Origin of the sequence: Serratia sp. 2723, from assembly GCF_050434425.1 — a bacterium.
Classification (GTDB): domain Bacteria; phylum Pseudomonadota; class Gammaproteobacteria; order Enterobacterales; family Enterobacteriaceae; genus Chania.
Genome location: NZ_JBNDIN010000013.1, coordinates 52,473 through 77,736, shown reverse-complemented (window position 1 = coordinate 77,736; position 25,264 = coordinate 52,473). Strand labels below are relative to the sequence as shown.

Genomic DNA, 25,264 nt, shown 5'->3' with positions numbered 1-25,264 from the left:
GGTTATTTGGCTTCCAGCCCCGGAGTGCTACCGATGCTGATGCGTTGTGGCTGCAAGGCTTCCGGTACGTGACGTACCAGATCGATGTGCAGCAGGCCGTTTTCAAATTTGGCTTCGGCTACCTGCAGGTGTTCTGCCAGGGTAAAGGTCAGGGTGAACTCTTTGCACACCAGCCCCTGATGCAGATACTCCACCTGTTTTTCCGGCGGTGTGGGGTTGCCACGCACGGTCAGGCGCGGGCCTTCCACTTCAATATCCAGTTCGCTCTGTTTGAACCCGGCCAGCGCCAGGGAAATGCGATAGTGGTTGTCGTCGCTTTTCTCAATGTTGTAGGGCGGAAACCCTTGTGGCTCCTGGCCTCCCATTGAGCTGGCCAGTTTGTCGAAACCGATCCATTGACGCAGAAGTGGGGATAAATCGTAGTTACGCATAGTATAAACTCCTTCCAAGAAGCGAGATTCAAAGTTTGCCCCCTAACGGCAGGCACGGTGATAAAACAAAATTACTTAATTTCGATCCGACGCGGCTTTAATGTTTCCGGCACGATACGTTCCAGATCGATATACAGCAGGCCGTTTTCCAGTTTGGCGCCTCTAATTTGAATATGCTCGGCCAGCTGGAATTTGCGTTCAAAGTTACGCTCGGCAATGCCTTGATATAAATAGGTTCTCTCGGCAGGTTCGTGGGTATGAGCCCCGCGCACAATCAACAGATTGTCTTGCGTGGTGATCTCCAGTTCCTGCTCGGCAAACCCGGCCACCGCGATGGCAATGCGGTAATGATTTTCATCAACCAGCTCAACGTTGTACGGCGGATAGCCACCATTACCCTGGCTTTGGCCAGCCTCAAGGGCGTTGAACAGGCGATCAAAACCGATCGCGGAACGGTACAGCGGGGAAAGATCAAAATTGCGCATAAAACAGCCTCCTAAGGCACTTCAGCGAGGTTGATAATGAAGCCTTCCATCATGGACAGGCTATAAGGCTTGAATTTCCTTACGGCAAACTCTTAATTTGGCCTTGTAGAGAAGATGGGGTTTGCTTTCCACATTTCAACTGGCGATGATTAAATAATTGCCAACGGAAACGGCGAGAATTTGTTTATCACATACACTCAAAGTGAGATGGCCGCCACAGTGCGGAATGTTGCATCTTTCAATGCTTTGGCTGGATGTTATACACCCTATGGATTTCAAGTTGCAGTTAGGCGACAAGCTTGAAAAACGGCGGGTATAAATCAGCAAATTTCAGGGGATGTCCCCCTCAGGATGGACGAATGACACCAATCAAAACAATGATAGCAACCGGCTGCCTGCTCCTAACCACTAACGGCTGCTCCAGCGTAGCCAGCCACACCGGGGCCGACCAGGGTTATTACTCCGGTACGCGCGCCAATGTCGACATGATGAAGAGCGAAGAGACCAGTTGGGCCATGATGCCCCTGCTGGCGATCGACCTGCCCCTGTCGGCGGCGATGGACACCATTTTGCTGCCTTACGACTACCTGCGCTCAGGCAGCGATAAAGCGGCAGCCTCACCCAAAGCCCGTATCCAGCATGATGAAGAGCAAAATCTGGCTGCCAGCGGCAATCCAGGCCAGGGCATGGCAACCTCGCCAGCTCCCAAGAGCGGGCTGTAGTTAAACCGCCACCACAAAAATCTGGTTAAATCCGGCGACCTCACGCATAAAGGCTACCCGTTTGCCATCCGGTGAAAACACCACAGCGTCCCCTAGTGGTGGCTGCGCAGTCCGCTTGGTCAGGCGCTGCAGATTGCCATTGGCAATATCGCACAGCATCACGCTGTTATCACACACCAGCGCAATCTTGCCCCCCTGCGGATGCCAACTGAAGGCCGACTGGATGCTGTGATCCGCTTGTGTCACCTGATTCGCCTCCCCGCCATTTGGGGAAATAGTCCACAGTTGCACAATGCCCCGATCGTCCTGCATCAGGAAAGCGATGGCGCTGCCATCTGGCGAACTCCGCAACCAATGGCGTGGCGTGGTGGCGACCCCAGGATATTTGCGTTGGCCGGTATAGGTTAACCGCCGTTGTTGAACCCCCAACGGGGGTGCAGGTAAAGTAGTTGCCGTTCCCTGCAAGGGCGCATCCCCGGCTTTGGCATAATCGGCATCGTTTTCCGGCAAATCCACCACAAACACTTCCGGCAGTTTTTCCCCCTGCTGCGAGAGGGTATCGCCGATAAACGCCAACGCCCAACGCTGGCGGCTGCCATCGGGTTTGCTATAGCCTTGCAGACCAACCCAACCTTCTTCGTAAGCCCGATTGATTTGATCGCTACCCGGCTGTGGGGTTGGCGTCGTTGCGCTGACCAATACGCAATAGTGGCTACCGTCGTATTCACGCGGATGCTGCTTGGGTGGATTCACGCCTTGCAGCGGCACCGCTACGCCGACATTGCGCAAATCCAGTGCCGGATCGAGTTCGTGCATCACATGGTCGTTATAGGTGAAGCTCAGGCGGCTGGCATCTGGGCTGAATACATGCACGTGGGTGCCACCGCGCAGCGCGCCTGGGGTATAGGGGGCAGTAATGTCCAAGGCGTCGAGGGTGATCGCCAATTCACGATCCGGCTCACTGACGATCACGCCACGGCGATGGTGGAAGTCATAATGCCAGAGGCTGTCTGGGTGTTCCGGCCCATGGATAAACGCATAGCGCGCTGGCGCATCCGGGCTCACCGTCACCACGCCGACATGGGCTCCATGCTGCGCCCGATAAACCACTTCCACCAGACCGGTGGCAACGTTCACCCGCTCAATGCTCAGGCCGGTAAAGGACGCGCCGCTTGGCCGTACATCATACGCCAGCCATTGGCTGCACGGCGTCCAGACGTTAATGTTGGTGAGCTGATGACCTCGCGGATCAAAAGTCAGTTGTCGTTCCTGATGGCTCATGGCGGCTCCTGTATACCGGCTGGCATAGAACCGCCATAGTACCCGATCGACCCACCCGTTTCACACCACCCAGGTTTAGGGGCCTGGCTTTTTGTTGTTGTTGCCAAGGTTGTTTTTTAACTCGTTGTCATTTACAACGATCCTGGGCATTGGCCGTGCTACGGCTAAAAACTGGCTGAAAATCTTAAGGAATCGCTATGAGTAACCTGTTCGATGAGATCGCTGCCGCGCACCAGCAGCTGCGCCCGCAAGTGCGCGTCACCCCCTTGGAACTCAGCGTATTGCTTTCGCAGCAATTAGGCTGCGAACTGTATCTAAAATGCGACCATCTGCAGCATACCGGCTCGTTCAAGTTCCGCGGCGCAAGCAACAAGCTGCGCCTGTTGAGCGATGAGCAACGCCAGCAAGGGGTGATAGCGGCCTCTACCGGCAACCACGGTCAGGCCGTTGCGCTGGCAGGCAAACTTATGGGAGTTAACGTTACCGTCTATGCTCCAGAAAGCGCCGCCACTATCAAGCTCGATACCATCCGCGCGCTAGGAGGCCGGGTTGAATTAGTACCTGGTGATGCGCTGAATGCCGAATTGGCCGGTGAAAAAGCCGCTCGCGAACAGCATAAAACCTATATATCCCCCTATAACGATGCACAGGTGGTGGCAGGCCAAGGCACCTGCGGCATGGAAATGGTCGAGCAACAGCCCGATCTGGATGCGGTATTTATTGCCGTGGGTGGCGGCGGTTATATTGCCGGTATTGGTACTGTCTTAAAGAAATTGTCGCCAAAAACGCAGGTTATTGCCTGCTGGCCACAAAATGCCACCAGCATGTACAGCGCCTTGGAAGCTGGGCATATCCACCCGGTGGAAGAGCAGGATACCCTGTCCGACGGCACCGCTGGCGGCGTTGAACCTGGCGCTATTACCTTCCCGATTTGCCAGCAGGTGATCGACCGGAAGGTGCTGGTCAGCGAAGAGGAAATCAAGCGCGCCATGCGTATGATAGCCGCCAGCGACCGATGGATTATCGAAGGCGCTGCCGGTGTGGCGTTGGCCGCCGCCTGCAAGCTGGCTCCCGAGTTCCTGGGTAAGAAAGTGGCGGTGGTACTGTGTGGGAAAAATATCGTGCTGGAAAAATACCTGCAGGCTATCGGTGATATCTGAATAGAATGCCGCTAGACGGGCGCAGCATGTGCAGCGCCGCGTTGTGAGTGCGGTGGAGTCTCAACGGCTCCACCCCCGTTGCTGGTTTTCTATCCCCCTGGTTTAAGGCGCTTTTGCTAATCGCAGATATTCAGCCTTGGCTTTTTGTAACTGGTCGACAAACGCTGGCTCGGCGTGTAAACGTGCCACAATGGCGGCCCCTACCAGGCGCCCGGCGGTAACATCACTCTGCCAATGATAGCCGCAGATCACGCGGCTTTGCCCCATCTCATAACCCCGCTTGAGGATCGCCCCCTGGCGAGCAGGATTGATCTCCGCCAGCACGAGTGCGGTAGCCCAACCGATACTCGTATGGCCAGAAGGGTAGGAGCCATTGGTTGATAGCACACTTTCTTCTTCCGGGCGGCAGGTCGCCTGATGATAAAAAGCAAAGGGCCGGGTCCGCATATAATGATCCTTGGCGCTGCGGGTCGCCAAATCACCGGTATCCTCACGCATTTTCGTTACCAGGCGATATAACTCTGGCGTTTTCTTCTGTGTTATTTCCATACCGAAGGCACTGAAAAATGCCAGTGGTATGCCATCGCCGTAAATCTGCGCATCGTTATAAGCTTGCTTGCCTCTTGGCGTACTCCTCAGCAACTTACCGAGGTCATACTGAGCCTTGTCATTGAGAAAGTCGATGCTGTCAACGGCTGGTGGTGGTGGCAATAAAGAGAGGCTATCTATAGACTGCGCTTCCTTAAGAAAGTAGAAATCCGGTGTCGTCGTCACGTCTCTGGCAGCAAAGGATAATTGCGTTAATGCGATATAACCCAATAATGAAATTAGCGTTTTTTTCATGTTATCTCCTAACAATCGTTATTAGCTGTTTTACAATATCGTGAATAACCCAAAAATACATGTGGAATATTAAATAACCACAACGCCATTTGAAATACAATAAAAAAATACAGATCGCAAAAATAAACTTTATTTATACCGTTTTATTTAATTTGATTAATTAACGAAAATGATTATATTCCCGGACATACCATTTCAATAAAAATAGTCTTCCAGAAAAGAGTTAGTTATTTCGGTACAGAAAAAGTATCTGCAGGCCGTCGGCCAGCCATAAGGGCGTTAATAAACGCCGCTATTTATGCGCCAGCAACTTAGTTAACGCCGTTAGTTTCCTTAGCCCCCAGGGAAGGGGGCCGGCAAGCACTAAACGTTCAACACCCACTTCTCGATCGCCAGCGCGACGCCGTCTTCGGTATTGGTGCCGGTCACGTGCTGGGCAATTTCCTTTAATTCTGGAATCGCATTGCCCATCGCCACGCCCAGTCCGGCATACTCGATCATCGCAATATCATTAGCCTGATCGCCTAACGCCATCACGTTTTCCTGCTTGAGACCCAAATGTTCGGCCAGCATTCTGACGCCCGCGCCCTTATCAACATTCTTATGCAGGATCTCCAGGAAGTAAGGGGCGCTTTTCATTATGGTGTAGCGATCCCAAGCCTCTGCCGGTAAGCGAGCAATAGCGCGATCCAGCAATTCTGGCTCATCAATCATCATTACTTTCGGGAAGCGCATGGTGCGATCCATCTCTTCCACGCTGCGGTATTTCAGCGGGATACCGGTCATTTGCGATTCATGGACGGTATATTTGCCAATGTCTTTATTCGGCGTGTAGAGGGTATCGAAATCAAACGCTTGGTAATGTACACCACACTCCCGTGCCAACTGCTCAAAATAGAGATAATCGTCAAAACCGAGCGTTTCTTGCAGTACGCAGGCCCCATCCACCGCTTTCAACACCAAGGCACCGTTATAGGTGATACAGAAGTCGCCCTCGCCCTGAATATCCAACTGACGCAGATAGTCCTGCACGCCAACATAAGGCCGCCCGGTAGCCAGCACCACATGCACGCCTTTAGCGCGCGCGGCGGTCAGCGCCTGCTTTACCGCTGGCGTAATCTGGTGCTGCGGATTGAGCAGCGTGCCGTCCATATCAATTGCAATCAGTTCAATAGCCATTCGAGCGTCTCCCAGTGGTTTTTTCTCATGCTAACGCGTTTCAGCTTGCCATGTTAGTGCTAAAAACGGCATAAAAAAATCCGCGCGGGCGAACCGGCGCGGATTGTTAATCACCCAATAAAGCGTCAGATATCGATATTCGCCGCTTTCAGGGCGTTTTCTTCGATAAAGGCACGGCGTGGTTCAACCGCATCGCCCATCAGGGTGGTGAACAGCTGGTCTGCCGCAATAGCGTCTTTCACCGCTACGCGCAGCATACGCCGCTGATCGGGATCCATGGTAGTTTCCCACAGTTGCTCCGGGTTCATTTCGCCCAGCCCTTTATAGCGCTGGATCGACAGGCCACGGCGCGACTCTTTCACCAGCCACTCCAACGCCTGTTCGAAGCTGTCTACCGGCTGGCGACGTTCGCCACGTTCGATATAGGCATCTTCTTCCAGCAGGCCGCGCAGTTTTTCACCCAGCGCGCAGAGCCTGCGGTATTCACCACCGCGGATAAACTCAAAGTCCAGCGGGTAGTCAGTATCTACACCATGTGTACGGATACGCAGCACCGGTTCGAACATCTGGCGCTCACGGTTTTCAACCAGCACAGAGCTGTAGCTGCTACCGTGCTGCTCGTTATCGTTGAGCAATTTCACCAGCGATTCGATCCAGCTTTCCACCTTGGCACGGTCGCCCAGATCGCCTTCGTTCAAGGTTGGCTGGTAGATCAGGTTGTTCAGCAACGCACGCGGGTAGCGGCGTTCCATCCGGCCAATCTGTTTCTGTACGGCGTAATGCTCGGCCACCAGCTTCTCTAACGGCTCACCCGCCAAGGCTGGTGCAGAACCGTTGGTGTGCAGGGTCGCACCGTCGAGGGCGATGGAGATCTGATACTGATCCATCGCTTCGTCGTCTTTGATGTACTGCTCCTGCTTGCCTTTCTTCACCTTGTACAGCGGCGGCTGGGCAATATACACATGGCCACGCTCGATGATTTCCGGCATCTGACGATAGAAGAAGGTCAACAGCAGCGTACGGATGTGCGAGCCGTCGACGTCGGCATCGGTCATGATAATGATGCTGTGATAACGCAGTTTGTCCGGGTTGTATTCGTCACGGCCAATGCCGCAGCCCAGCGCGGTGATCAGCGTGGCAACTTCCTGTGAGGACAGCATCTTGTCGAAGCGGGCTTTCTCAACGTTGAGGATTTTCCCTTTCAGCGGCAAGATCGCCTGGTTCTTACGGTTACGGCCCTGCTTGGCTGAGCCGCCCGCGGAGTCCCCTTCCACCAGGTAGAGTTCGGACAACGCCGGGTCACGTTCCTGGCAGTCCGCCAGTTTGCCTGGCAGGCCAGCCAAATCCAGCGCGCCTTTACGGCGGGTCATTTCACGCGCTTTACGCGCCGCTTCACGAGCACGGGCCGCATCGATGATTTTACCGACCACGATCTTGGCGTCCGCTGGGTTTTCCATCAGGTAATCCACCAGCTTCTCGTTCATCAGCGATTCGACCGCCGTTTTCACTTCCGAAGACACCAGCTTGTCTTTGGTCTGGGAAGAGAATTTAGGATCGGGCACTTTCACCGAAACCACGGCAATCAGACCTTCACGCGCATCGTCGCCGGTAGCGCTGATCTTGGACTTTTTGCTGTAACCTTCTTTATCCATGTAGGTGTTCAGGGTACGGGTCATCGCGGCACGGAAACCGGCCAGGTGAGTCCCCCCATCACGCTGCGGGATGTTGTTGGTGAAGCAGTAGATGTTTTCCTGGAAACCATCGTTCCACTGCAGCGCCACTTCCACACCGATATCGTCTTTCACGGTTGAAAAGTAGAACACCGTTGGGTGGATCGGGGTTTTGTTCTTGTTCAGATATTCAACAAACGCCTTGATACCGCCTTCGTAATGGAAGTGGTCTTCTCTGTCGTTGCGCTTGTCTTTCAGACGAATCGAAACGCCCGAGTTAAGGAACGACAGTTCACGCAGGCGCTTGGCCAGAATGTCGTACTCAAACTCGGTGTTATTGGTAAAGGTCTGGAAGCTCGGCCAGAAACGCAGGGTGGTACCGGTCTGGTCGGTTTCACCGACGACTTTCAGCGGAGCCTGTGGTTCGCCATGCTTGTAGGTTTGCTCATGGACCTTGCCTTCGCGGCGGATCACCAGCTCCAGCTTTTCTGACAGGGCGTTAACAACCGAAACGCCTACGCCGTGCAGACCGCCGGAAACCTTATAGGAGTTATCGTCGAACTTACCGCCGGCGTGCAGTACGGTCATGATGACCTGTGCCGCAGACACCCCTTCCTCTTCGTGGATACCGGTTGGGATACCACGGCCATCATCCTGCACCGAGACGGAGTTGTCGGCGTGGATCGTCACCTGAATGTCGCTACAGTGGCCAGCGAGTGCTTCGTCGATAGCGTTGTCCACGACCTCGAATACCATGTGGTGCAGACCGGTGCCGTCATCAGTATCACCGATATACATGCCCGGACGCTTACGTACCGCATCCAGCCCTTTTAATACCTTGATACTTGAGGAGTCATAAGAATTCGACATCAACGTTTCTCGCTCATTTTAGTCCTGTGGTTGAACCTCTATTTTACCTTGTTCCACGCGGAACATCTTGCCCTTTTCACCCATCATGTCGGTTACCTGTTCAGCGCTTACCGCACTGACAAAAACCTGAGCCTGGGTGGCTTTCAGGCGATCGGCCAGCAACCGGCGACGGCCGGTGTCCAGCTCGGAGGCAAAATCATCAATCAGATACAGGCAACGCCGCCCGCTCTGGCGGGTGAGAAACTCACCCTGCGCCAAGCGCAATGCGCACATCAGCAGCTTAAGCTGACCGCGCGATAACAAATCCTCTACCGGCGTGCCTTCGGCACGAATGCGGAAATCCGCTTTATGCGGCCCCACCGCGGTATAGGTTAACGCCCTGTCGCGCTCAAACTGGCGCTCCAGCAGCTCTCCGTAGTCGCTCTCTTTGTCCCAGCCACGCTGGAAAGAGAAACTCAGGGCAAATTCGGGCAAAAACTGCGCGCAGGTCGCGGTGATATCCGCGGCAATTGCGTCGCTGTAAGCTGCCCGCCACTCACTGATACGCTCGGCCAACGGGATCAGTTCCTGATCCCAGGCGCGGATCTGCGCATAGCGATTGACCTGGCGCAGCGCGGCATTGCGCTGCTTCAGTAACCTTTTCAGGTTACTCCAGGCGGTGAAAAAACCGGGTTCGTTGTGAAAACAGCCCCAGTCCAGGAAAGCACGCCGATACTTCGGCCCACCATTAAGCAGGGTAAAACCTTCGGGAGTGATCAACTGCATGGGCAGTAGCTGTGCCAGCTCTGCCACCTTATGGCCATCGCTGCCATCGATACGCACTTTGCTGTCACCCTGGCGGCTTTTACTCAGTCCTACCGATAATTCGCGTCCGCTGCCCTCGATCCGGCCATGCAACACAAACTCCGGCTGATCGTGGCGGATCACTCGCCCAGCCTGCAGGCTGCGAAACGCGCGCCCATGACCAAGGGTATAAACCGCCTCCAGCACGCTGGTCTTGCCACTGCCGTTGGCCCCCACCAGGAAGTTAAACCCCGGCGCAGGTGCCAGATCGGCAGCTTCGATATTGCGGAAATCTTTAATCAGTAAGCGTGTCAGAGCCATACTGTAGTTGTCTTAATCATCTAACAATCCAGGGCGTTATCGTCGCAGGTCATTTGCGTGCGGCCAGCGCACAGCAACCGCAGCGTACTTAAAGTACGTGAGGATTGCGAGCACTGCCCAATCGCAAAGGGGCAAGTAAGATAGCCCGATAATTTCTACAGTCGCATTGGCATGACGACGTAGGCGGCGGACTTACTGGCGCCGTCCTCGATCTGCACGCTGGAGACGGAATCGGTCAGCAGCAGGCGCACATCTTCACACTTGAGCGCGTTCAGCACGTCCAGCACATAGCTGACGTTGAAACCAATTTCCATCTCGGTGCCATCATAGCTGACATCGAGGATCTCTTCCGCCTCTTCCTGTTCCGGGTTGTTGGCAGTAATCTTGAGCTGGTTCTGGCTGACGTACAGGCGCACGCCACGGAACTTTTCGTTCGACAGAATGGCTGCACGAGCAAACGCCTGCTTGAGCAGATCGCAGCCCGCTTCCAGCGTTTTGTCCGGGTTCTTCGGCAATACGCGGCGATAATCAGGGAAACGGCCATCAACCAGCTTGGAAGTGAAGATAAAGTCACCGACGTGAGCGCGGATGTTATTGCTGCCAATCTGCACCCGTAGCGGCGTATCACCACCGTCCAACAAGCGAACCAGTTCCATCACCCCTTTACGCGGCACGATCACCGAATGCGTAGGCAACTGCTGGCCAATCGGCATCGAACACACCGCCAGGCGGTGGCCATCGGTAGCCACGGTGCGCAGCTCTTCCCCTTCGGTTTCAAACAGCATACCGTTCAGGTAATAGCGCACATCCTGATGAGCCATCGAAAACTGGGTGGCCTCTATCAGGCGCTTTAACGTCGCCTGTGGCAAGGTGAACTCCACCTCGCTCTGCCAATCATCCAGGTTCGGGAAGTCTATCGCCGGCAGCGTGGACAGCGAGAAACGGCTGCGACCAGAACGTACCAGCATACGGTCGCCTTCGAGGATCACCGTAATCTCCGCCCCTTCCGGCAGGCCACGGCAGATATCAAAGAATTTACGCGCGGGGACGGTCGTCGCGCCCGCTTCATGGGGCTGAGACAGGGCAACACGGGCCACCATCTCCATCTCCAGATCGGTACCTGTCAGCAACAGGGAACCTTCCGTCACCTGCAGCAGCAGGTTACCCAGAATTGGCAGCGTCGGGCGGCCACCCAGTGGGCTGCTCACCTGTTGCAGCGGTTTTAGCAGATGCTCACGTTCAACGATAAATTTCATATGGGCTATGACGACAATGTTCTGATTAAATTGGAGAAATCTTCTTTGATGTCGTGACTTTCCTCACGCAGCTGCTCGATCTTCCGGCAGGCGTGCAACACCGTAGTATGATCGCGGCCACCAAACGCATCGCCGATTTCTGGCAGGCTGTGGTTGGTGAGCTCTTTTGCCAATGCCATCGCCATCTGGCGCGGGCGGGCAACCGAGCGCGAACGCCGTTTAGACAGCAGGTCCGCGATTTTGATTTTGTAGTACTCGGCCACCGTCTTCTGGATATTGTCGATGGTGACCAGCTTTTCCTGCAACGCCAGCAGATCCCGCAGCGCTTCACGCACGAAATCGATAGTGATGGCACGGCCAGTAAAGTTGGCGTTGGCGATCACCCGGTTCAGCGCCCCTTCGAGCTCACGCACGTTGGAACGCAGGCGTTTGGCGATAAAGAACGCCACTTCGCCTGGCAGACGGATATCGTTCTCATCGGCCTTTTTCATCAGGATCGCCACGCGGGTTTCCAGCTCCGGCGGCTCGATCGCCACCGTCAGGCCCCAGCCGAAGCGGGATTTCAAACGATCTTCCACCCCGTTGATCTCTTTTGGATAGCGGTCCGAGGTCAGGATGATCTGTTGATTACCTTCCAACAGGGCGTTAAAGGTATGGAAGAACTCTTCCTGTGAACGCTCTTTGTTGGCAAAGAATTGAATATCATCGATCAGCAACGCATCCACCGAGCGGTAGTAGCGTTTGAATTCTTCAATGGCGTTATTTTGCAGTGCCTTGACCATGTCCTGCACAAAGCGTTCCGAGTGCATATAGACCACTTTGGCATTGGCCTTACGCGCTATGATGCCGTTGCCTACCGCATGCAACAGGTGCGTTTTACCCAGGCCGGTACCGCCATACAGGAACAGTGGGTTATAAGCGCCCCCCGGATTGTCTGCCACCTGCCGCGCCGCAGCACGAGCCAGCTGGTTAGACTTACCCTCAACGAAGTTATCGAAGGTGTGCTTGGGGTTGACGTTGGAACGATAGGAAAGCTCAGGCGGCGGTGCCGCGTTGTCCCAGCTTGGGCGGGACGGTGCAGCCGTGCGCACCACCGGGGCTACCGGAGCGCTGTTGACGCTGGCCATCACGGGCTGGCTGAGGGTTTGTGTCAGTGGCTTGCTGCCCACCTCAAAACGCAACAGCGGCGCATCCGTACCGCAGAAATCATTCAACAGGCCATTGATATTGTTTAAGTACTTATCGCGAACCCAATCCAGCACAAAACGATTGGGCGCATACAGCGCCAGGGTATTGTCACTCAGTTCCGCCTGCAATGGGCGTATCCACATACTAAATTCTGTGGCAGGTAACTCATCCTGCAATCGGGCAAGACACTGCTGCCAAAGCGAAAGTGACACGGCGGACTCCACTCGAACAAGATCAATAAAAAGAAAAGAATCAGGCTACTTTTTTATAACTCATGATTTTTGACACACGCCCGGTATTGGCTGAAAAACCTGTAGGGTATGCGAACCGCCTTTCACGGCTTATGCCCTTTAACGATCCTGATTTGGGATCGCGATCGGAATGACGGATCATAGCGCAATCTGCGCAAGAGATCCTCCCCTTCATCACAGATTAGATCCATTTTATCCACAGCCCGCGAGGAGTGGCCAGTTTTTAACCAATCCAGGATCGATACCGATGAGATCTGAGCCTGTAGGGTCGGGTTTTAGCGCCTTTCACAGGTTATACCTGGTTATCCACGAGGATCCTTGCAGAAAACTCGCAGGATCGTACGGAGATCCTTGTGATTTACCCCTGAGTCCGTATAATCTTCGCCCACGTGTGATACCTGGTTCCTTGAATGGTGAGTCATTTAGCCAGACAGGATTCTGCGGTGACCACGGGCCAACACCGGATTTTACTCCGAATTGGCAGACAACCAGGTAGGCTAGCGCGATGTGAATTGACTCAGGACTGTACAATTATTACAATCCCGCCTCTTTATGTATTGCGATTGAGGCGTCGGTCATCTTCACGCCGAGTAGCCAAACGCATTTGACTTATCAGTATTTCATTTAAGTTTAGGTAGAAATCGCTATGAAACGCACTTTCCAACCGTCCGTACTGAAGCGTAACCGTAGCCACGGTTTCCGTGCTCGTATGGCCACCAAGAATGGTCGTCAAGTTCTGGCCCGCCGTCGTGCGAAAGGCCGTACTCGTCTGACTGTTTCTAAGTAATAAAAGCTAACCCGCTGAGTGGTTAAGCTCGCTTTTCCTAGGGAGTTACGTTTGTTAACTCCCACTCATTTCACTTTCGTCTTCCAGCAGCCACAACGGGCTGGCACGCCGCAAATCACCATCCTCGGCCGCCTGAACCAGCTGGGGCATCCCCGCATCGGTCTTACCGTCGCCAAAAAACACGTCAAACGCGCGCATGAACGCAACCGGATCAAACGCCTCACCCGCGAAAGCTTCCGTTTACTTCAGCACGAGCTACCGGCGATGGATTTTGTGGTGGTGGCCAAAAAAGGGATAGCGGATTTGGATAATCGTGCACTGACGGAAGCTTTGGAAAAATTATGGCGTCGCCACTGTCGCCAGGCTCCCGCATCCTGATCGGGCTGGTTCGGGCGTATCAGCTCGTGCTCAGCCCGCTGCTTGGGCCACGTTGTCGCTTCCAGCCGACATGTTCTCATTACGCAATTGAGGCATTACGCAGGTTTGGCATGTTAAAAGGCAGTTGGTTGACATTGAAACGCGTATTAAAATGCCACCCTTTGAACCCAGGTGGCGATGATCCCGTGCCGCCGAAAACCGACGATAACAGAGAACACTAACGATGGATTCGCAACGCAATCTTCTCCTCATCGCTTTGCTGTTCGTGTCTTTCATGATCTGGCAGGCCTGGCAAGTGGACAACGCTCCGCAACCAGCAGCCACCCAGACCACGCAACAGACTGCGAACCCAGCAACCGGTGATGCCGCAAGCTCAGCTGTACCAGGCAGTGGCCAGGGTAAACTGATCACCGTTAACACTGACGTGCTGTCGCTGACCATTAATACCCGTGGTGGCGATATCGAGCAGGCTAAACTGTTGACCTACCCGGATACCCTAGGTTCATCGACTCCATTTACGCTGCTGGAATCCACCCCGTCATTCGTCTACCAGGCACAAAGCGGCCTGACCGGCAGAGACGGCCCGGATAATCCGGCAAACGGCGAGCGTCCTCTGTTTGAGGCAGCACAGGATAGCTTCACGCTGGCTGATGGCCAGGATGAACTGCGTATTCCGCTGACCTTTACCGGCAAAGACGGTTCGGTCTTCACCAAGACCTTTGTGCTCAAGCGTAACCATTATGCCGTTGGCGTGGACTACTCCATCGTCAACAAAAGCGCGACTCCGCTGGAACTGACCCTGTTTGGCCAGTTGAAGCAGACCACCGAATTGCCTAAGCATCGTGATACCGGCAGCAACAACTTTGCACTACACACCTTCCGTGGTGCGGCTTACTCTTCCAGCGAAGACAAATACCAAAAGTATGCGTTCGACAAGGACGAGAATCTGAACGTCACCACCCAAGGCGGCTGGGTTGCCATGTTGCAACAGTACTTCGCTACCGCGTGGGTGCCGCAGACTCAGGGCAACAACACCTTCTATACCGCCAAGCCAGGTACCAACCTGTCTGCCATCGGCTTTAAAGCTGAGCCAGTGATTGTACAGCCAGGCGCCGAGAAGCAGCTGAATGCCACCCTGTGGGTCGGCCCGGAGCTGCAAGATCAGATGGCCCAACTGGCACCGCATCTGGATCTGACCGTCGATTACGGCTGGCTGTGGTTCATCTCCCAACCGCTGTTCAAACTGCTGAAGTTCATTCACAGTTTCATCGGCAACTGGGGCTTCTCGATCATCATCATCACCTTCATCGTGCGCGGCATCATGTACCCGCTGACCAAAGCGCAGTACACCTCGATGGCCAAAATGCGCATGCTGCAGCCAAAACTGCAGGCGATGCGTGAACGTATCGGTGATGACAAGCAGCGTATGAGCCAGGAAATGATGGCGCTGTACAAAGCTGAGAAAGTGAACCCGTTAGGGGGTTGCTTGCCGCTGATTATCCAGATGCCTATCTTCCTGGCCTTGTACTACATGCTGATGGGCTCGGTTGAGCTGCGTCATGCGCCGTTCATCTGGTGGATCCATGACCTGTCGGCGCAAGACCCGTACTACATCCTGCCAGTGCTGATGGGTGTAACCATGTACTTCATCCAGAAGATGTCACCAACCACCGTGACTGACCCGATGCAGCAGAAAATCATGACCTTTATGCCGGTGATCTTCACAGTGTTCTTCCTGTGGTTCCCGTCTGGTCTGGTGCTGTACTATATCGTCAGTAACCTGGTGACTATCGTCCAACAGCAGCTGATTTACCGCGGGCTGGAAAAGCGTGGTCTGCACAGCCGCGACAAGAAGAAAGTCTAGTCTTGTTTTAGGCAACACCCGTAGGGGCTTATGCCCCTACGACACCAAACACGTTGCCAGTAGAGGCGGTCATTAGACCGCCTTTTTGCATATTGTCGGAGAGATAAACCGCTATGAATACCACCGATACCATCGCTGCTCTTGCTACTCCGCCCGGACGCGGCGGTGTCGGCATCCTGCGCATTTCAGGCCGCGGAGCCAAGGACGTCGCCCTGGCGGTACTCGGTAAACTGCCTAAGCCGCGTTATGCCGATTATCTGCCGTTTCGTGATGCCGAAGGCTGCACGCTGGATCAGGGGATCGCACTGTGGTTCCCCGGCCCCAATTCCTTTACCGGTGAGGACGTGCTGGAACTACAGGGCCACGGTGGGCCGGTGATCCTCGATCTGCTTCTCAAACGCGTGCTGGCGCTGCCAGACGTGCGGATTGCCCGCCCAGGGGAGTTTTCGGAGCGCGCTTTCCTCAATGACAAGCTGGATTTGGCCCAGGCCGAAGCCATTGCCGATCTGATCGACGCCAGCTCCGAACAGGCCGCCCGTTCAGCCATGAACTCGCTGCAGGGCGCTTTTTCCCTCCGTATCCATCAGCTTGTGGAAGCGCTCACTCACCTGCGCATCTATGTAGAAGCGGCGATCGACTTCCCGGATGAGGAGATCGACTTCCTTTCGGACGGCAAAATCGAAGCCCAGCTGAACGGCGTGATGGCCGATCTGGACGGCGTGCGGGCCGAGGCACGCCAGGGCAGCCTGCTGCGTGAAGGGATGAAGGTGGTGATCGCCGGGCGACCCAACGCCGGGAAATCCAGCCTGCTCAATGAGCTGGCAGGACGCGAAGCGGCCATTGTCACCGACATTGCAGGCACCACGCGCGATGTGCTGCGCGAACATATTCATATTGATGGCATGCCACTACACATTATCGATACCGCCGGGCTGCGGGAAGCCAGCGACGAAGTAGAGCGTATCGGCATCGAACGTGCCTGGAACGAGATCGAACAGGCGGATCGCGTGCTGTTTATGGTGGATGGCACCACCACCGCCGCCACCGAACCCGCCGAGATCTGGCCGGAATTTATGGCACGGTTGCCAAGCTCCCTGCCGATCACCGTGGTACGCAACAAGGCTGACATTACCGGCGAAGCATTGGGCCTGAGCGAAGTAAATGGCCACTCACTTATTCGTCTATCGGCACGTACCGGTGAGGGGATCGACCTGCTGCGCGACCATCTGAAGCAGAGCATGGGCTTCACCAGCAATATGGAAGGCGGCTTCCTGGCCCGTCGCCGTCACTTGCAGGCACTGGAGCAGGCGGCACAGCATCTGGTGCAGGGCAAAGAACAGTTAGTGAGCGCTTACGCAGGAGAGCTGCTGGCCGAAGAACTACGATTGGCCCAGCAGGCCTTGAGCGAAATCACCGGGGAGTTTACCTCCGATGACCTGCTCGGGCGCATCTTCTCCAGTTTCTGTATTGGCAAATAACCCAGCGTTCAAACAAACCGATAAGTGTCCTGGACCCCGCGCTAACACACGGTTAATGCGGGGTTTTATTCTTAACGCATCACAGGCCGCAACAACGCTCAACGGGAGCAAGCTGGCTGAGACAACCCTTTTGCAGTAACCTGCTGGCACCGCTGGTGCATCAATTAGCGCTGTTCGGCTTTATGCCTTTGTTGCTCACCGCAGGCGTTCATCCCATTTTTCACTCACCCGACTCCTGGCCGATAAATGGCCTGTAATCTCCAACTAAGAGTTAATTAAGATATTACATATTTTCATGTGCACCCCCCATAAATAATAAGCATGCTATTTGTTGTATCACTTATCAACAACCGGCATAAGTTATCCAAGGTGGCGAGCAGTGAGTTAATTTCTTAAAGGTTGTTAACGATGACAACATAACCTTGAGAAATATAAGATGCCAAATATTACCAAATCTAAATCGATTTATACTTTGTCAAGACCTGTATGGTTGGATGCTGCCGGGATGAGCAAAGGTATCAACCACGACCGCCAACATCTGGGTATTATTCTCGCTGCCGGACAAGCGGTAAGAATTCGCCAGACCAATGCAGCGTTCAATCAAAAACTCACCATGCGCCTGCTAAATGACGATCGCAAAACAGAGGCAGAATACCTTATCGGCAGCACCTGGGTTGAGGCCAGCCTCAGTGCTGCATCGGTTCCATTTATCGATACACCGTACGTGGATGGTACGCCTGTGGTGGAGTTTGAGTATCCGAACACGGCGAAAACCTTGCCTGTATACCGCAAAGGTGAGAACGAAGTGGCGTTTTTCAGCCGTTGGGATAATCAAGACGCAGAATTCGGTTTTATTGAATCTGAATACGCGACTCTGCTGGTACCAAAAATCAGTAAAAAAACGCTAAAGGCGCTTGGGGAGGCCAAAAATATTGATGGGCTGATCGCCTATTACGATCGAATTTTTACCTTCTATAATGCGCTGGCAGGTATTTCATTTGAGCCAGAGCGCGATTCAGATCGCAATATTAAAAACCGCTACTTTATGAAGGCTGATAAAAATGGCGCCGGAGCTGCTTATTATGGTGCCTGGTGGACGGCGGAAACCAGCAGCTCGATCAACAGCTTCTGGCTGACGCCGCAAGACAACAATTGGGGCAGCCTGCATGAAATTGCTCACGGCTATCAAGGGCACTTTATGGGGGATAAATATTTCTCCGCCGGAGAGATGTGGAACAACATTTACGCAGCCTGCTACCAGGACGTGATGCTGGGTGATCGCAAATACAAAGAAGGCTGGCTGTATGACTACGGCAATATGGCGAAAGTCGAGAATAAAATCGTCGATCTGCTCACCAAGGCTACGCCGCTTAACCAGTGGGACTTGCGCTCAAAGCTGTACTTCGCCGTATTGATGGTGGACAAGGCGGGCAAAAACGCCTTCACACATTTCAATCAGCAGTACCGTAAAAACTGTAATACGCCGGGATTTATTCCTTCCGAACACGCACTACTGGATATGCTGTCTGAAAGCTTTGCGGCGGCCGGCGAACAGGTGGACGTTACGCCTTTCATCCAACTGGCCGGCGGCCATGTGACCCAAACACAGCGCAATCGCAACGTGTTCAGCAATGCCAAGGCTGTATACCCGCTGTATCAATTGGTCAATGCACCGCAACTGGAAGCGGTGAAAACCCAGCTGAAGCTGGACTCCCCCCTCCGGCTGGTTGATGCAACTCAGCTGAAAGCCACCGGCTTGAAAGGCAACGTCAGTCTGCGTTTTAACATCGATGACTTTGCGCAGATCTACGGTGAAGATCTGATCCTGATGGAGGGGGCGCGCTACGCATATAAAACGCGCATCAATAGCCCTACTATGGAGTTGAGTGCACTGCCGATTGGTGTGTACAGTCTGCGTTTACCTACCGGTAAAGACTACAAGTACCAGCCTACGGCGGGCTATCTGGTGGTGAAGCAGGGGGATAGTGCGGCGGAGATTAACTTTGTCAAAAAAGTCTCTTCCCCGATCGTCTCGCAGGAAATCAATCTGCTGGGTCTAGGAGACGATATTTTCGCCACGCTGTTGGTTGATCGCGCTCAGGGCAAACTGGTGATTGACGTCACCACCACTACGCCGCATTCGTATTTCCCGGGAGTGACCTACGCCAAGGTTATCATGCGCGATCCGCAAGGGAAACTCACCTTCAGCAAGGATATTCACGGCACTAATGCGAGTCTCAGCCATGATGAACTGGCATTCGGTGTGGGCGACCAGATTGAGATCTATCATGAGGAACCGGGGCGCGTACGAGTGAACCCTGCCTATTCAGGGATAATTGATAACAAAAACAAAACCAACGTATTGACGATCGATAATCGCGGGTTGAAAAATGCTGCCTTGCAGGGCGATCCTGAACAGGCATTGTTGGTGCGGCTAGAGAGTGCGGCGGCGCATTTGCGTGGCTATCCTCAGGCCTATCATGCCGCGTTCTCGCCTTTCAAAGACGACATTTACCTGGCGATCAATACCTTCGGCAGCCCACTGCGTGAGCAACTACTGGCAAGCTATAAGGACTGCATTCCCACTGACAATACCCCTCCGAGCGACAACACTGGCAATGTGTTCACTTTGGCCTGCAGAGGGATCAGCGATCGTCAGTTCCTGACGGGTACCCTCAACCTGGTGAAAAAAACGCTGACGGTAAAGATAGCAGCCGGAATTGCGCACCATTATTTCCCCGGCGTTTACGCTTCCCTCGTTTATGAAGATGCGGACGGTAATCGTCTGTATCACGATAAGGTGATCGGCAGCCAGACGCAGCAGAAGCGTTCGGTTGAGTTGCCTCTATCCGGCTATGGTGGTGAGGTGATCCGTTTGCATCACGAAGAACCGAACAACCGTTTAATCATCACTAACGATATGCGAGAGGTGAGGTTGGCCGAAAAGGGCAAGCAGCAGACTTACCGTATTACGGCCGTGGGACTGGAGCGAATTGCTGATTAATCAGTAGATTGTGCGGTGGCAAATGTTGCCGCACCTTCCCCTCAAGCAGACGACCTCAGACTGTTGAAGCTGTGCCCACGTTCACCTTCACTCCAACGGATAGGCGGCACCATTGACCGCACTCCCCCCGGTGAGCTTTGGCCACTAAGTTCCAGATACGGCGCAGCACTCCTGCCACTTCGCTGTTTTTTCATTCAACAGAAGAATAATTAAGAAAAAAATCATGCAAATTCTTAATGAAAAATCTTAACGTAATGCTTACTCTAACATTCCAGTTTTTCATAAGCCTCGGTCATGGAGTGAACAATGGCTTGTCATTTTATTCGATGGGATACGGTTACAGAGCGTTTAGAGACCCACCGGCTAACAAACGACCTGATTGAAAGAACAGCCGGCTTTTCCGCCAAGCGCCGTCGGCGTTTTTTGCAGGGCCGCATCCTGCTGGCCGAAATGATGTTTTATCTGTATGGCATCCCCGTACTCCCCCCAATAGCCACCGCACCGACCGGGCGCCCTTGCTTTGCCGATCATAACCTGCCTGATTTCAGCCTCGCCTATGCAGGGAATACTATCGGCGTACTGTTGAGCCTGGAAGGCAAGGTGGGTTTGGATATCGAAGTGATGCGCGCACGAAGCCACAACCTGCTGCATCAATACTCCAGCACCACGGAGAACGCGTGGATTGCGGCGCAGCACGACCGGCTGGAAGCCGAAACCCAGCTGTGGAGCATCCGCCAATGCGTGCTGAAACTGGCCGGCCTGGGTAACAGCGGCCAGGGTTTGCTGAATTTACACCCTTTTTCCGGCCAGCTACGCTGCAACACTCTGCCCAACGTGCACGTCATGAGTGACGCCGGTGAATACCTCAGCTGGGCCTGCGCCCACCAACCTGGCTTGGATCGGCTGATTTGCTGGCAATATGACGATAACCAGGGCTTACAGAAATGCGCCGAAATTTCATCACGTAACCCATCTCCCTCCACGCATTTTTTGAAATTGACCAGCCTCGCCTCTGTTACACGTTGAAAGCACCGATTTAACGTCTGCCTTCGGGGGAACATTCAAAACAAAACTTTTCTTAACGCATGATTTACTGCTTTGAATTGTAAAAACAGATAAAGACTTAGCCCATAACTAGGATATTTCCCCAATTTGCCCTATTATCTGCTGGTTGTTCTAAGCTGAGTCTGTTCATCAGAAAAGGGAGAATCAAAATGTCAGAGCAAGCACTAAAGATCGTCACGCTACTGGGGAGCCTACGAAAAGGCTCTTATAACGCCACAGTCGCACGCGCTTTACCTCAGTTAGCTCCTCAGGGTGTCACTATCGAAGCCCTTCCCTCTATCCGCGATATCCCACTGTACGACGCAGACCTCCAGCAAGAAGAGGGTTTCCCGGCCACGGTAGAAGCCATTGCCGAACAAATTCGCCAGGCTGACGGCGTGATCATCGTAACGCCAGAATACAACTACTCTGTGCCAGGCGGCTTGAAAAATGCCATCGACTGGCTGTCCCGTTTGCCTAACCAACCGCTGGCCGGCAAACCGGTGGCGATCCAGACCAGCTCAATGGGGCCGATTGGCGGCGCGCGTTGCCAATATCACCTGCGGCAGATCCTGGTGTTCCTGGATGCCATGGTGATCAACAAACCTGAGTTTATGGGGGGAGTGATACAGAATAAGGTTGATGAGCAAGCGGGTGAACTGGTGGACCAAGGCACGCGGGATTTCCTGACCGGCCAGCTGTCCGCATTCAGCGACTATATCCGCCGTGTAAAATAAGCTGCCAAGTGGCGTCCAGAGATAACACAATCGAAGGCGCCTTTTTTACTAGTTTTCTCATTAATATTATTGAAAAACAAAGTCATAAAACCATGCCTTTTTTTATTTTAGCTCTATTTTTGGCTTTTGCTACTGGTCCATTGTTTGCTGCACCCAAGCTCTATCCCGAGGGAGAAGAGCCGTTAGAACTGCCTATCCATAGCCCGCTGAGTAAGCCATTGCCCCGCTCAGCCTACAATCAGGAAGATAAAAAAGCCGGCGCCACGTCGTTATATCTGACGCTGATGCGTGAAGATGCCCGTAATATCTGGGCCCCCTTTCAACTGGCTGCCTCCTCGGCCGAACAGGGCCAGACCGAGCTAGCCGAACGTTATCTGCAACTTAGCGCCAAGCGAGGGTTGTGGTATTACTACAATCTGCTGGAAGACGACTCGTTCAGCAGCATTCAGCAAAGTGACACCTACCGTTCAATTCTGGCAACCACCAAGGCGCGCTATCAGCAACACGCCGCAAAGTTTGAAGGTAAACCCCACTATGCCGTGCCGAATGGCGAGCCACCGCCCGGAGGCTGGCCAACCATCGTCTACCTCCACCCCTACGGGAAAGCCGCCACTATCATCCCAGAAGATCGGTTGCTGTTTGCCGAGGCCGGAGTGGCCTATATTGAGATAAACGGCACGCAGATGCTGGCGGAAGGGAGCTTTCGCTGGTCTAACTACAGCTCTACCAGCACCCAGAACGCTATTCAACGCACGCTACAAAACCTGGCCCCCAAGCTGAATCTTAATCTCCAGCAGGTTTACCTGACCGCCCGTGGTCAGGGGGCGCTACACGCGGCTAACCTGATGGCCAATTACCCGCAGTTTTATTCCGGCGCGCTGCTGATTGCCCCAACGGGCCGCCTCTCCCCGGCGAAGCATTCACTGGCAGAAAACAAACGCATCATGATTGCCTATTACGATCGGCAAAATTTCAGCGATCGAGCGCTGGCTCTTAACTTTGCTGACTTGTTCAGAGGCAATAATCAGGTCGAGATCGCCAATTTTGCCGAGGGGGAAGATAGGATAGGTGGCTGGCAGCAGCGTTATAACCGGCCGCTACGCTGGGTAATGGGTAGAGAACAGGATGCCTCACCGGGCGCTTGAGATAAAAAAGGGGCGTCGGCCCCTTTCAGATTGATGACATACTGGCTGTGCACATGTGCGCCCGTTTAACCACCGCCACGACAGAGTAAGCCAGTTGCGGTTGGTCATCAGACCCACTTTTTACTGACAATTAATGCCCGTCAACGAACGCTATTTTCAGCACGAACAGCAGCGCTACCACGATCACACAGGGGCTAATTTCACGCCAGCGGCCAGTGCCCAGCTTCATGATGCAGTAAGAGATAAAGCCCAGAGCAATCCCTTCGGTGATCGAGAAGCTGAAAGGCATCATGGCGGCGGTCACAAAGGCCGGAACCGCTTCAGTCATATCTTCCCACTTCACCCGCGCCAGGCTGGAGGTCATCAGCACCCCCACATAAATCAGCGCGCCCGCAGCCGCATAGGTTGGCACCATTCCCGCCAGCGGTGACAGGAAAATCACCAGCAGGAACAGAATGCCCACCACCACGGCGGTCAGGCCAGTACGCCCACCAACGGCCACCCCAGAGGAGCTTTCGATATAGGCGGTGACCGAAGAGGTACCCGCAAAAGCACCGGCAACCGAGGTGATGCTGTCCACGTACAGCGCCTGCTTCATACGCGGGAACTTGCCGTTTTCATCCGTCAGGCCAGCCTTATCGGTCACACCGATCAGCGTACCCGAGGAGTCAAACAGGTTGACCAGCATAAAGGAGAAGATCACGCCCGCCAGGCCGATATTCAGCGCCCCGGCGATATCCACCTGGCCAACCACAGAGGTGACGTCCGGCGGTAGGGAAAATACGCCGCCATACTTCACGTCGCCCAGCGCCCAGCCGATCAGCGTGGTTACCACGATGGAAACCAGTACCGCAGCATGGATATTACGCGAAGCCAGCACCGCGATAATAAAGAAACCCAAGGCTCCCAACAGCACGCTATGAGAGGTCAGATTACCTACCGCCACCAGCGTATCCGGGTTGGCGACCACGATACCGGCGTTTTTCAGCCCCATCATGGCGATAAACAGGCCGATACCGCTGGTGATGCCCACGCGCAGGCTGAGCGGGATATTGGCAATCATCCAGTAGCGAATACGGAAAATGGTCAGCAACAGGAAACCGATTGCGCCCCAGAAAATAGCGCCCATGCCGACCTGCCATGAAATCCCTATCGCGCCGACCACCACAAACGCGAAGAACGCGTTGAGGCCCATCGCCGGAGCCAGCGCCACCGGCAGGTTAGCCAGCAAGCCCATCAGGATACTGCCTAAAGCGGCAACCAGGCAGGTGGTGACAAACACCGCCTGAGTGTCCATGCCCGCCGCACCCAGGATCTGCGGGTTAACGAACACGATATACACCATGGTTAAAAAGGTGGTGAGGCCGGCAATCGTTTCCGTACGTACCGTGGTGCCATGCTGCTTGAGTTTAAACACGCGCTCAAGCAAACCCTGATTGGCATCAAGGCTGAGGTCTTGTTTGCTCATTATAGAATTCCGAAGAGGGATTAGGACTGTCGCTGGCTATCCTATAACAAAAAGTCCGGCTTTTGACCTCGCTCACAGGTTTTTTTCGCCATCTTTACGGCTAAAACGGCCAACAAGTTGTATTTATTGAGATTGATCGCCAAAGAGGGACAATCCCCGGCGATCCGGTTAAAGTAACAGCAGTCATGACTTAACCGAGGGCGCTTACCCCAATGAATCAGGTTGAATGTGTTTTATTTGATTGCGATGGCACGTTGGTAGACAGCGAAGTGCTGTGCAGCAAGGCCTATGTGCATATGTTTGCCCACTATGGCATCGAGCTGGCGCTGGAAGAGGTGTTTAAAAATTACAAAGGGATAAAACTCTACGAGATCATTGAGCGAGTTAACGCCGAGTACGGGGTAAATTTACCCGCCAGCGAGCTGGAACCGGTTTATCGTCAGGAAGTGGCCCGCCTGTTTGACGCCGAGCTCCAGCCGATTGCCGGTGCGCGCGAGCTGTTGGCGCAGATGAATGCCCCTATGTGCACCGTTTCTAACGGCCCGGTGAGCAAAATGCAGCATTCGCTGGGACTGACCGACATGTTGTCCTATTTTGATGACCGGTTGTTCAGCGGCTACGATATTCAACGCTGGAAACCCGATCCGGCCATCGTATTCCATGCAGCTCAACAGATGCAGGTACCCGTAGAACGCTGTATTTTGGTGGATGATTCTGCTGCCGGCGCCCAGGCTGGGATCGCCGCTGGCATCCCGGTGTTCTACTTCTGCGCCGATCCTCATAATCAACCGATCGATCATCCGCTGGTGACGACGTTTGACGATCTGGCGCAGTTGCCTGCGCTGTGGCAACAGCGGGGCTGGCAGCTTACCCGTTAAACCACGTTGATATTCAGCGGGGTAAAACACCCCGCTAAACT

General features: G+C 54.1%; 22 protein-coding genes and 1 pseudogene. 13 read left to right on the top strand and 10 right to left on the bottom strand.

From position 1 onward, the window contains the following. Positions 1 to 2: 2 nt before the first annotated feature. Both ibpB and ibpA read right to left on the bottom strand, forming a co-directional pair. Positions 3 to 431, bottom strand: a complete 429-nt coding sequence (gene ibpB / locus ABIE29_RS18345; protein WP_024527352.1) for a small heat shock chaperone IbpB — start codon at positions 429 to 431, stop codon at positions 3 to 5. A 71-nt stretch (positions 432 to 502) separates the two neighbouring features. Next, a complete protein-coding gene (gene ibpA, locus ABIE29_RS18340) occupies positions 503 to 916 on the bottom strand; it encodes a small heat shock chaperone IbpA (RefSeq protein WP_024483306.1) in 414 nt (137 codons plus the stop codon). A gap of 359 nt (positions 917 to 1,275) precedes the next feature. On the opposite strand from ibpA, the gene ABIE29_RS18335 reads away from it, so the two are divergent. Continuing rightward, positions 1,276 to 1,638 (top strand): YceK/YidQ family lipoprotein, encoded by a 363-nt coding sequence (locus ABIE29_RS18335; RefSeq protein ID WP_429620082.1) that lies wholly within the window; start codon positions 1,276 to 1,278, stop codon positions 1,636 to 1,638. Here ABIE29_RS18335 and ABIE29_RS18330 read toward each other — a convergent pair whose 3' ends face one another. Continuing rightward, positions 1,639 to 2,919 carry a DUF3748 domain-containing protein gene (locus ABIE29_RS18330; protein ID WP_429620080.1) on the bottom strand — a complete coding sequence of 427 codons (1,281 nt, stop codon included), beginning with the start codon at positions 2,917 to 2,919 and terminating at the stop codon, positions 1,639 to 1,641. A gap of 197 nt (positions 2,920 to 3,116) precedes the next feature. Between ABIE29_RS18330 and ABIE29_RS18325 the strand changes: the two genes are divergently transcribed. After that, positions 3,117 to 4,079, top strand: a complete 963-nt coding sequence (locus ABIE29_RS18325) for a threonine/serine dehydratase (RefSeq protein WP_429620078.1) — start codon at positions 3,117 to 3,119, stop codon at positions 4,077 to 4,079. A 102-nt stretch (positions 4,080 to 4,181) separates the two neighbouring features. Here ABIE29_RS18325 and ABIE29_RS18320 read toward each other — a convergent pair whose 3' ends face one another. The 6 genes from ABIE29_RS18320 to dnaA form a co-directional block, all read right to left on the bottom strand. Then, positions 4,182 to 4,922, bottom strand: coding sequence for an acid phosphatase (locus tag ABIE29_RS18320; RefSeq protein WP_429620075.1), 741 nt, complete (start codon positions 4,920 to 4,922; stop codon positions 4,182 to 4,184). A gap of 363 nt (positions 4,923 to 5,285) precedes the next feature. Next, a complete protein-coding gene (gene yidA / locus ABIE29_RS18315; RefSeq protein WP_429620073.1) occupies positions 5,286 to 6,101 on the bottom strand; it encodes a sugar-phosphatase in 816 nt (271 codons plus the stop codon). Between the two features lie 125 nt (positions 6,102 to 6,226). Beyond that, positions 6,227 to 8,641: a DNA topoisomerase (ATP-hydrolyzing) subunit B gene (gyrB, locus tag ABIE29_RS18310; RefSeq protein WP_429620070.1), complete on the bottom strand. Its 2,415-nt coding sequence runs from the start codon at positions 8,639 to 8,641 to the stop codon at positions 6,227 to 6,229. An 18-nt stretch (positions 8,642 to 8,659) separates the two neighbouring features. Further along, positions 8,660 to 9,745, bottom strand: coding sequence for a DNA replication/repair protein RecF (gene recF / locus ABIE29_RS18305; protein WP_021181392.1), 1,086 nt, complete (start codon positions 9,743 to 9,745; stop codon positions 8,660 to 8,662). Between the two features lie 155 nt (positions 9,746 to 9,900). Continuing rightward, the gene (gene dnaN / locus ABIE29_RS18300) at positions 9,901 to 11,001 is read right to left on the bottom strand and encodes a DNA polymerase III subunit beta (protein WP_021181393.1); all 1,101 of its coding nucleotides are present in this window, start codon (positions 10,999 to 11,001) and stop codon (positions 9,901 to 9,903) included. A gap of 5 nt (positions 11,002 to 11,006) precedes the next feature. After that, entirely contained in the window at positions 11,007 to 12,401 is a 1,395-nt protein-coding gene (gene dnaA / locus ABIE29_RS18295; RefSeq protein WP_429620067.1) for a chromosomal replication initiator protein DnaA, read from the bottom strand. Positions 12,402 to 13,086: 685 nt separating this feature from the next. Between dnaA and rpmH the strand changes: the two genes are divergently transcribed. The 10 genes and pseudogenes from rpmH (at position 13,087) to ABIE29_RS18245 (ending at position 22,877) form a co-directional block, all read left to right on the top strand. Beyond that, the gene (gene rpmH, locus ABIE29_RS18290) at positions 13,087 to 13,227 is read left to right on the top strand and encodes a 50S ribosomal protein L34 (RefSeq protein ID WP_004093983.1); all 141 of its coding nucleotides are present in this window, start codon (positions 13,087 to 13,089) and stop codon (positions 13,225 to 13,227) included. 18 nt (positions 13,228 to 13,245) lie between these two features. After that, entirely contained in the window at positions 13,246 to 13,605 is a 360-nt protein-coding gene (gene rnpA / locus ABIE29_RS18285; protein ID WP_025123954.1) for a ribonuclease P protein component, read from the top strand. Beyond that, positions 13,569 to 13,826 (top strand): membrane protein insertion efficiency factor YidD, encoded by a 258-nt coding sequence (gene yidD, locus ABIE29_RS18280; protein ID WP_025120915.1) that lies wholly within the window; start codon positions 13,569 to 13,571, stop codon positions 13,824 to 13,826. The genes rnpA and yidD overlap by 37 nt, the downstream gene beginning before the upstream one ends. A gap of 2 nt (positions 13,827 to 13,828) precedes the next feature. Further along, positions 13,829 to 15,469 carry a membrane protein insertase YidC gene (gene yidC / locus ABIE29_RS18275; RefSeq protein ID WP_429620063.1) on the top strand — a complete coding sequence of 547 codons (1,641 nt, stop codon included), beginning with the start codon at positions 13,829 to 13,831 and terminating at the stop codon, positions 15,467 to 15,469. A gap of 113 nt (positions 15,470 to 15,582) precedes the next feature. Further along, complete coding sequence (mnmE, locus tag ABIE29_RS18270) at positions 15,583 to 16,947, top strand: tRNA uridine-5-carboxymethylaminomethyl(34) synthesis GTPase MnmE (protein WP_429620061.1); 1,365 nt, start codon at positions 15,583 to 15,585, stop codon at positions 16,945 to 16,947. Positions 16,948 to 17,072: 125 nt separating this feature from the next. Next, positions 17,073 to 17,150: pseudogene (locus ABIE29_RS18265) on the top strand (hypothetical protein); the annotation flags it as partial. A gap of 233 nt (positions 17,151 to 17,383) precedes the next feature. After that, positions 17,384 to 19,951: a putative mucin/carbohydrate-binding domain-containing protein gene (locus ABIE29_RS18260; RefSeq protein WP_429620060.1), complete on the top strand. Its 2,568-nt coding sequence runs from the start codon at positions 17,384 to 17,386 to the stop codon at positions 19,949 to 19,951. A gap of 306 nt (positions 19,952 to 20,257) precedes the next feature. Next, positions 20,258 to 20,977 carry a 4'-phosphopantetheinyl transferase family protein gene (locus ABIE29_RS18255; protein WP_429620059.1) on the top strand — a complete coding sequence of 240 codons (720 nt, stop codon included), beginning with the start codon at positions 20,258 to 20,260 and terminating at the stop codon, positions 20,975 to 20,977. Positions 20,978 to 21,165: 188 nt separating this feature from the next. Beyond that, on the top strand, positions 21,166 to 21,732 hold the full coding sequence (locus tag ABIE29_RS18250) for an NADPH-dependent FMN reductase (RefSeq protein ID WP_429620058.1): 567 nt from the start codon (positions 21,166 to 21,168) through the stop codon (positions 21,730 to 21,732). Between the two features lie 92 nt (positions 21,733 to 21,824). Continuing rightward, entirely contained in the window at positions 21,825 to 22,877 is a 1,053-nt protein-coding gene (locus ABIE29_RS18245; RefSeq protein ID WP_429620057.1) for a hypothetical protein, read from the top strand. Positions 22,878 to 23,007: 130 nt separating this feature from the next. Here the strand turns inward: ABIE29_RS18245 and ABIE29_RS18240 are convergent, their stop codons facing one another. Then, entirely contained in the window at positions 23,008 to 24,345 is a 1,338-nt protein-coding gene (locus ABIE29_RS18240; RefSeq protein WP_429620056.1) for an NCS2 family permease, read from the bottom strand. A gap of 212 nt (positions 24,346 to 24,557) precedes the next feature. On the opposite strand from ABIE29_RS18240, the gene yieH reads away from it, so the two are divergent. After that, positions 24,558 to 25,223: a 6-phosphogluconate phosphatase gene (gene yieH / locus ABIE29_RS18235; RefSeq protein ID WP_429620055.1), complete on the top strand. Its 666-nt coding sequence runs from the start codon at positions 24,558 to 24,560 to the stop codon at positions 25,221 to 25,223. Positions 25,224 to 25,264 lie beyond the last annotated feature (41 nt).

Bases quoted from the DNA above. Each gene is read 5' to 3' on its own strand.
- ABIE29_RS18320 (WP_429620075.1), bottom strand. From the start codon at position 4,922: ATGAAAAAAACGCTAATTTCATTATTGGGTTATATCGCATTAACGCAA.
- rpmH (WP_004093983.1), top strand. From the start codon at position 13,087: ATGAAACGCACTTTCCAACCGTCCGTACTGAAGCGTAACCGTAGCCAC.
- yidD (WP_025120915.1), top strand. From the start codon at position 13,569: ATGGCGTCGCCACTGTCGCCAGGCTCCCGCATCCTGATCGGGCTGGTT.
- ABIE29_RS18325 (WP_429620078.1), top strand. From the start codon at position 3,117: ATGAGTAACCTGTTCGATGAGATCGCTGCCGCGCACCAGCAGCTGCGC.
- yidC (WP_429620063.1), top strand. From the start codon at position 13,829: ATGGATTCGCAACGCAATCTTCTCCTCATCGCTTTGCTGTTCGTGTCT.
- dnaN (WP_021181393.1), bottom strand. From the start codon at position 11,001: ATGAAATTTATCGTTGAACGTGAGCATCTGCTAAAACCGCTGCAACAG.
- ABIE29_RS18260 (WP_429620060.1), top strand. From the start codon at position 17,384: ATGCCAAATATTACCAAATCTAAATCGATTTATACTTTGTCAAGACCT.
- yidA (WP_429620073.1), bottom strand. From the start codon at position 6,101: ATGGCTATTGAACTGATTGCAATTGATATGGACGGCACGCTGCTCAAT.
- ABIE29_RS18255 (WP_429620059.1), top strand. From the start codon at position 20,258: ATGGCTTGTCATTTTATTCGATGGGATACGGTTACAGAGCGTTTAGAG.
- ABIE29_RS18335 (WP_429620082.1), top strand. From the start codon at position 1,276: ATGACACCAATCAAAACAATGATAGCAACCGGCTGCCTGCTCCTAACC.
- ibpA (WP_024483306.1), bottom strand. From the start codon at position 916: ATGCGCAATTTTGATCTTTCCCCGCTGTACCGTTCCGCGATCGGTTTT.
- mnmE (WP_429620061.1), top strand. From the start codon at position 15,583: ATGAATACCACCGATACCATCGCTGCTCTTGCTACTCCGCCCGGACGC.
- ABIE29_RS18250 (WP_429620058.1), top strand. From the start codon at position 21,166: ATGTCAGAGCAAGCACTAAAGATCGTCACGCTACTGGGGAGCCTACGA.
- yieH (WP_429620055.1), top strand. From the start codon at position 24,558: ATGAATCAGGTTGAATGTGTTTTATTTGATTGCGATGGCACGTTGGTA.
- ibpB (WP_024527352.1), bottom strand. From the start codon at position 431: ATGCGTAACTACGATTTATCCCCACTTCTGCGTCAATGGATCGGTTTC.
- ABIE29_RS18245 (WP_429620057.1), top strand. From the start codon at position 21,825: ATGCCTTTTTTTATTTTAGCTCTATTTTTGGCTTTTGCTACTGGTCCA.
- ABIE29_RS18240 (WP_429620056.1), bottom strand. From the start codon at position 24,345: ATGAGCAAACAAGACCTCAGCCTTGATGCCAATCAGGGTTTGCTTGAG.
- ABIE29_RS18330 (WP_429620080.1), bottom strand. From the start codon at position 2,919: ATGAGCCATCAGGAACGACAACTGACTTTTGATCCGCGAGGTCATCAG.
- gyrB (WP_429620070.1), bottom strand. From the start codon at position 8,641: ATGTCGAATTCTTATGACTCCTCAAGTATCAAGGTATTAAAAGGGCTG.
- recF (WP_021181392.1), bottom strand. From the start codon at position 9,745: ATGGCTCTGACACGCTTACTGATTAAAGATTTCCGCAATATCGAAGCT.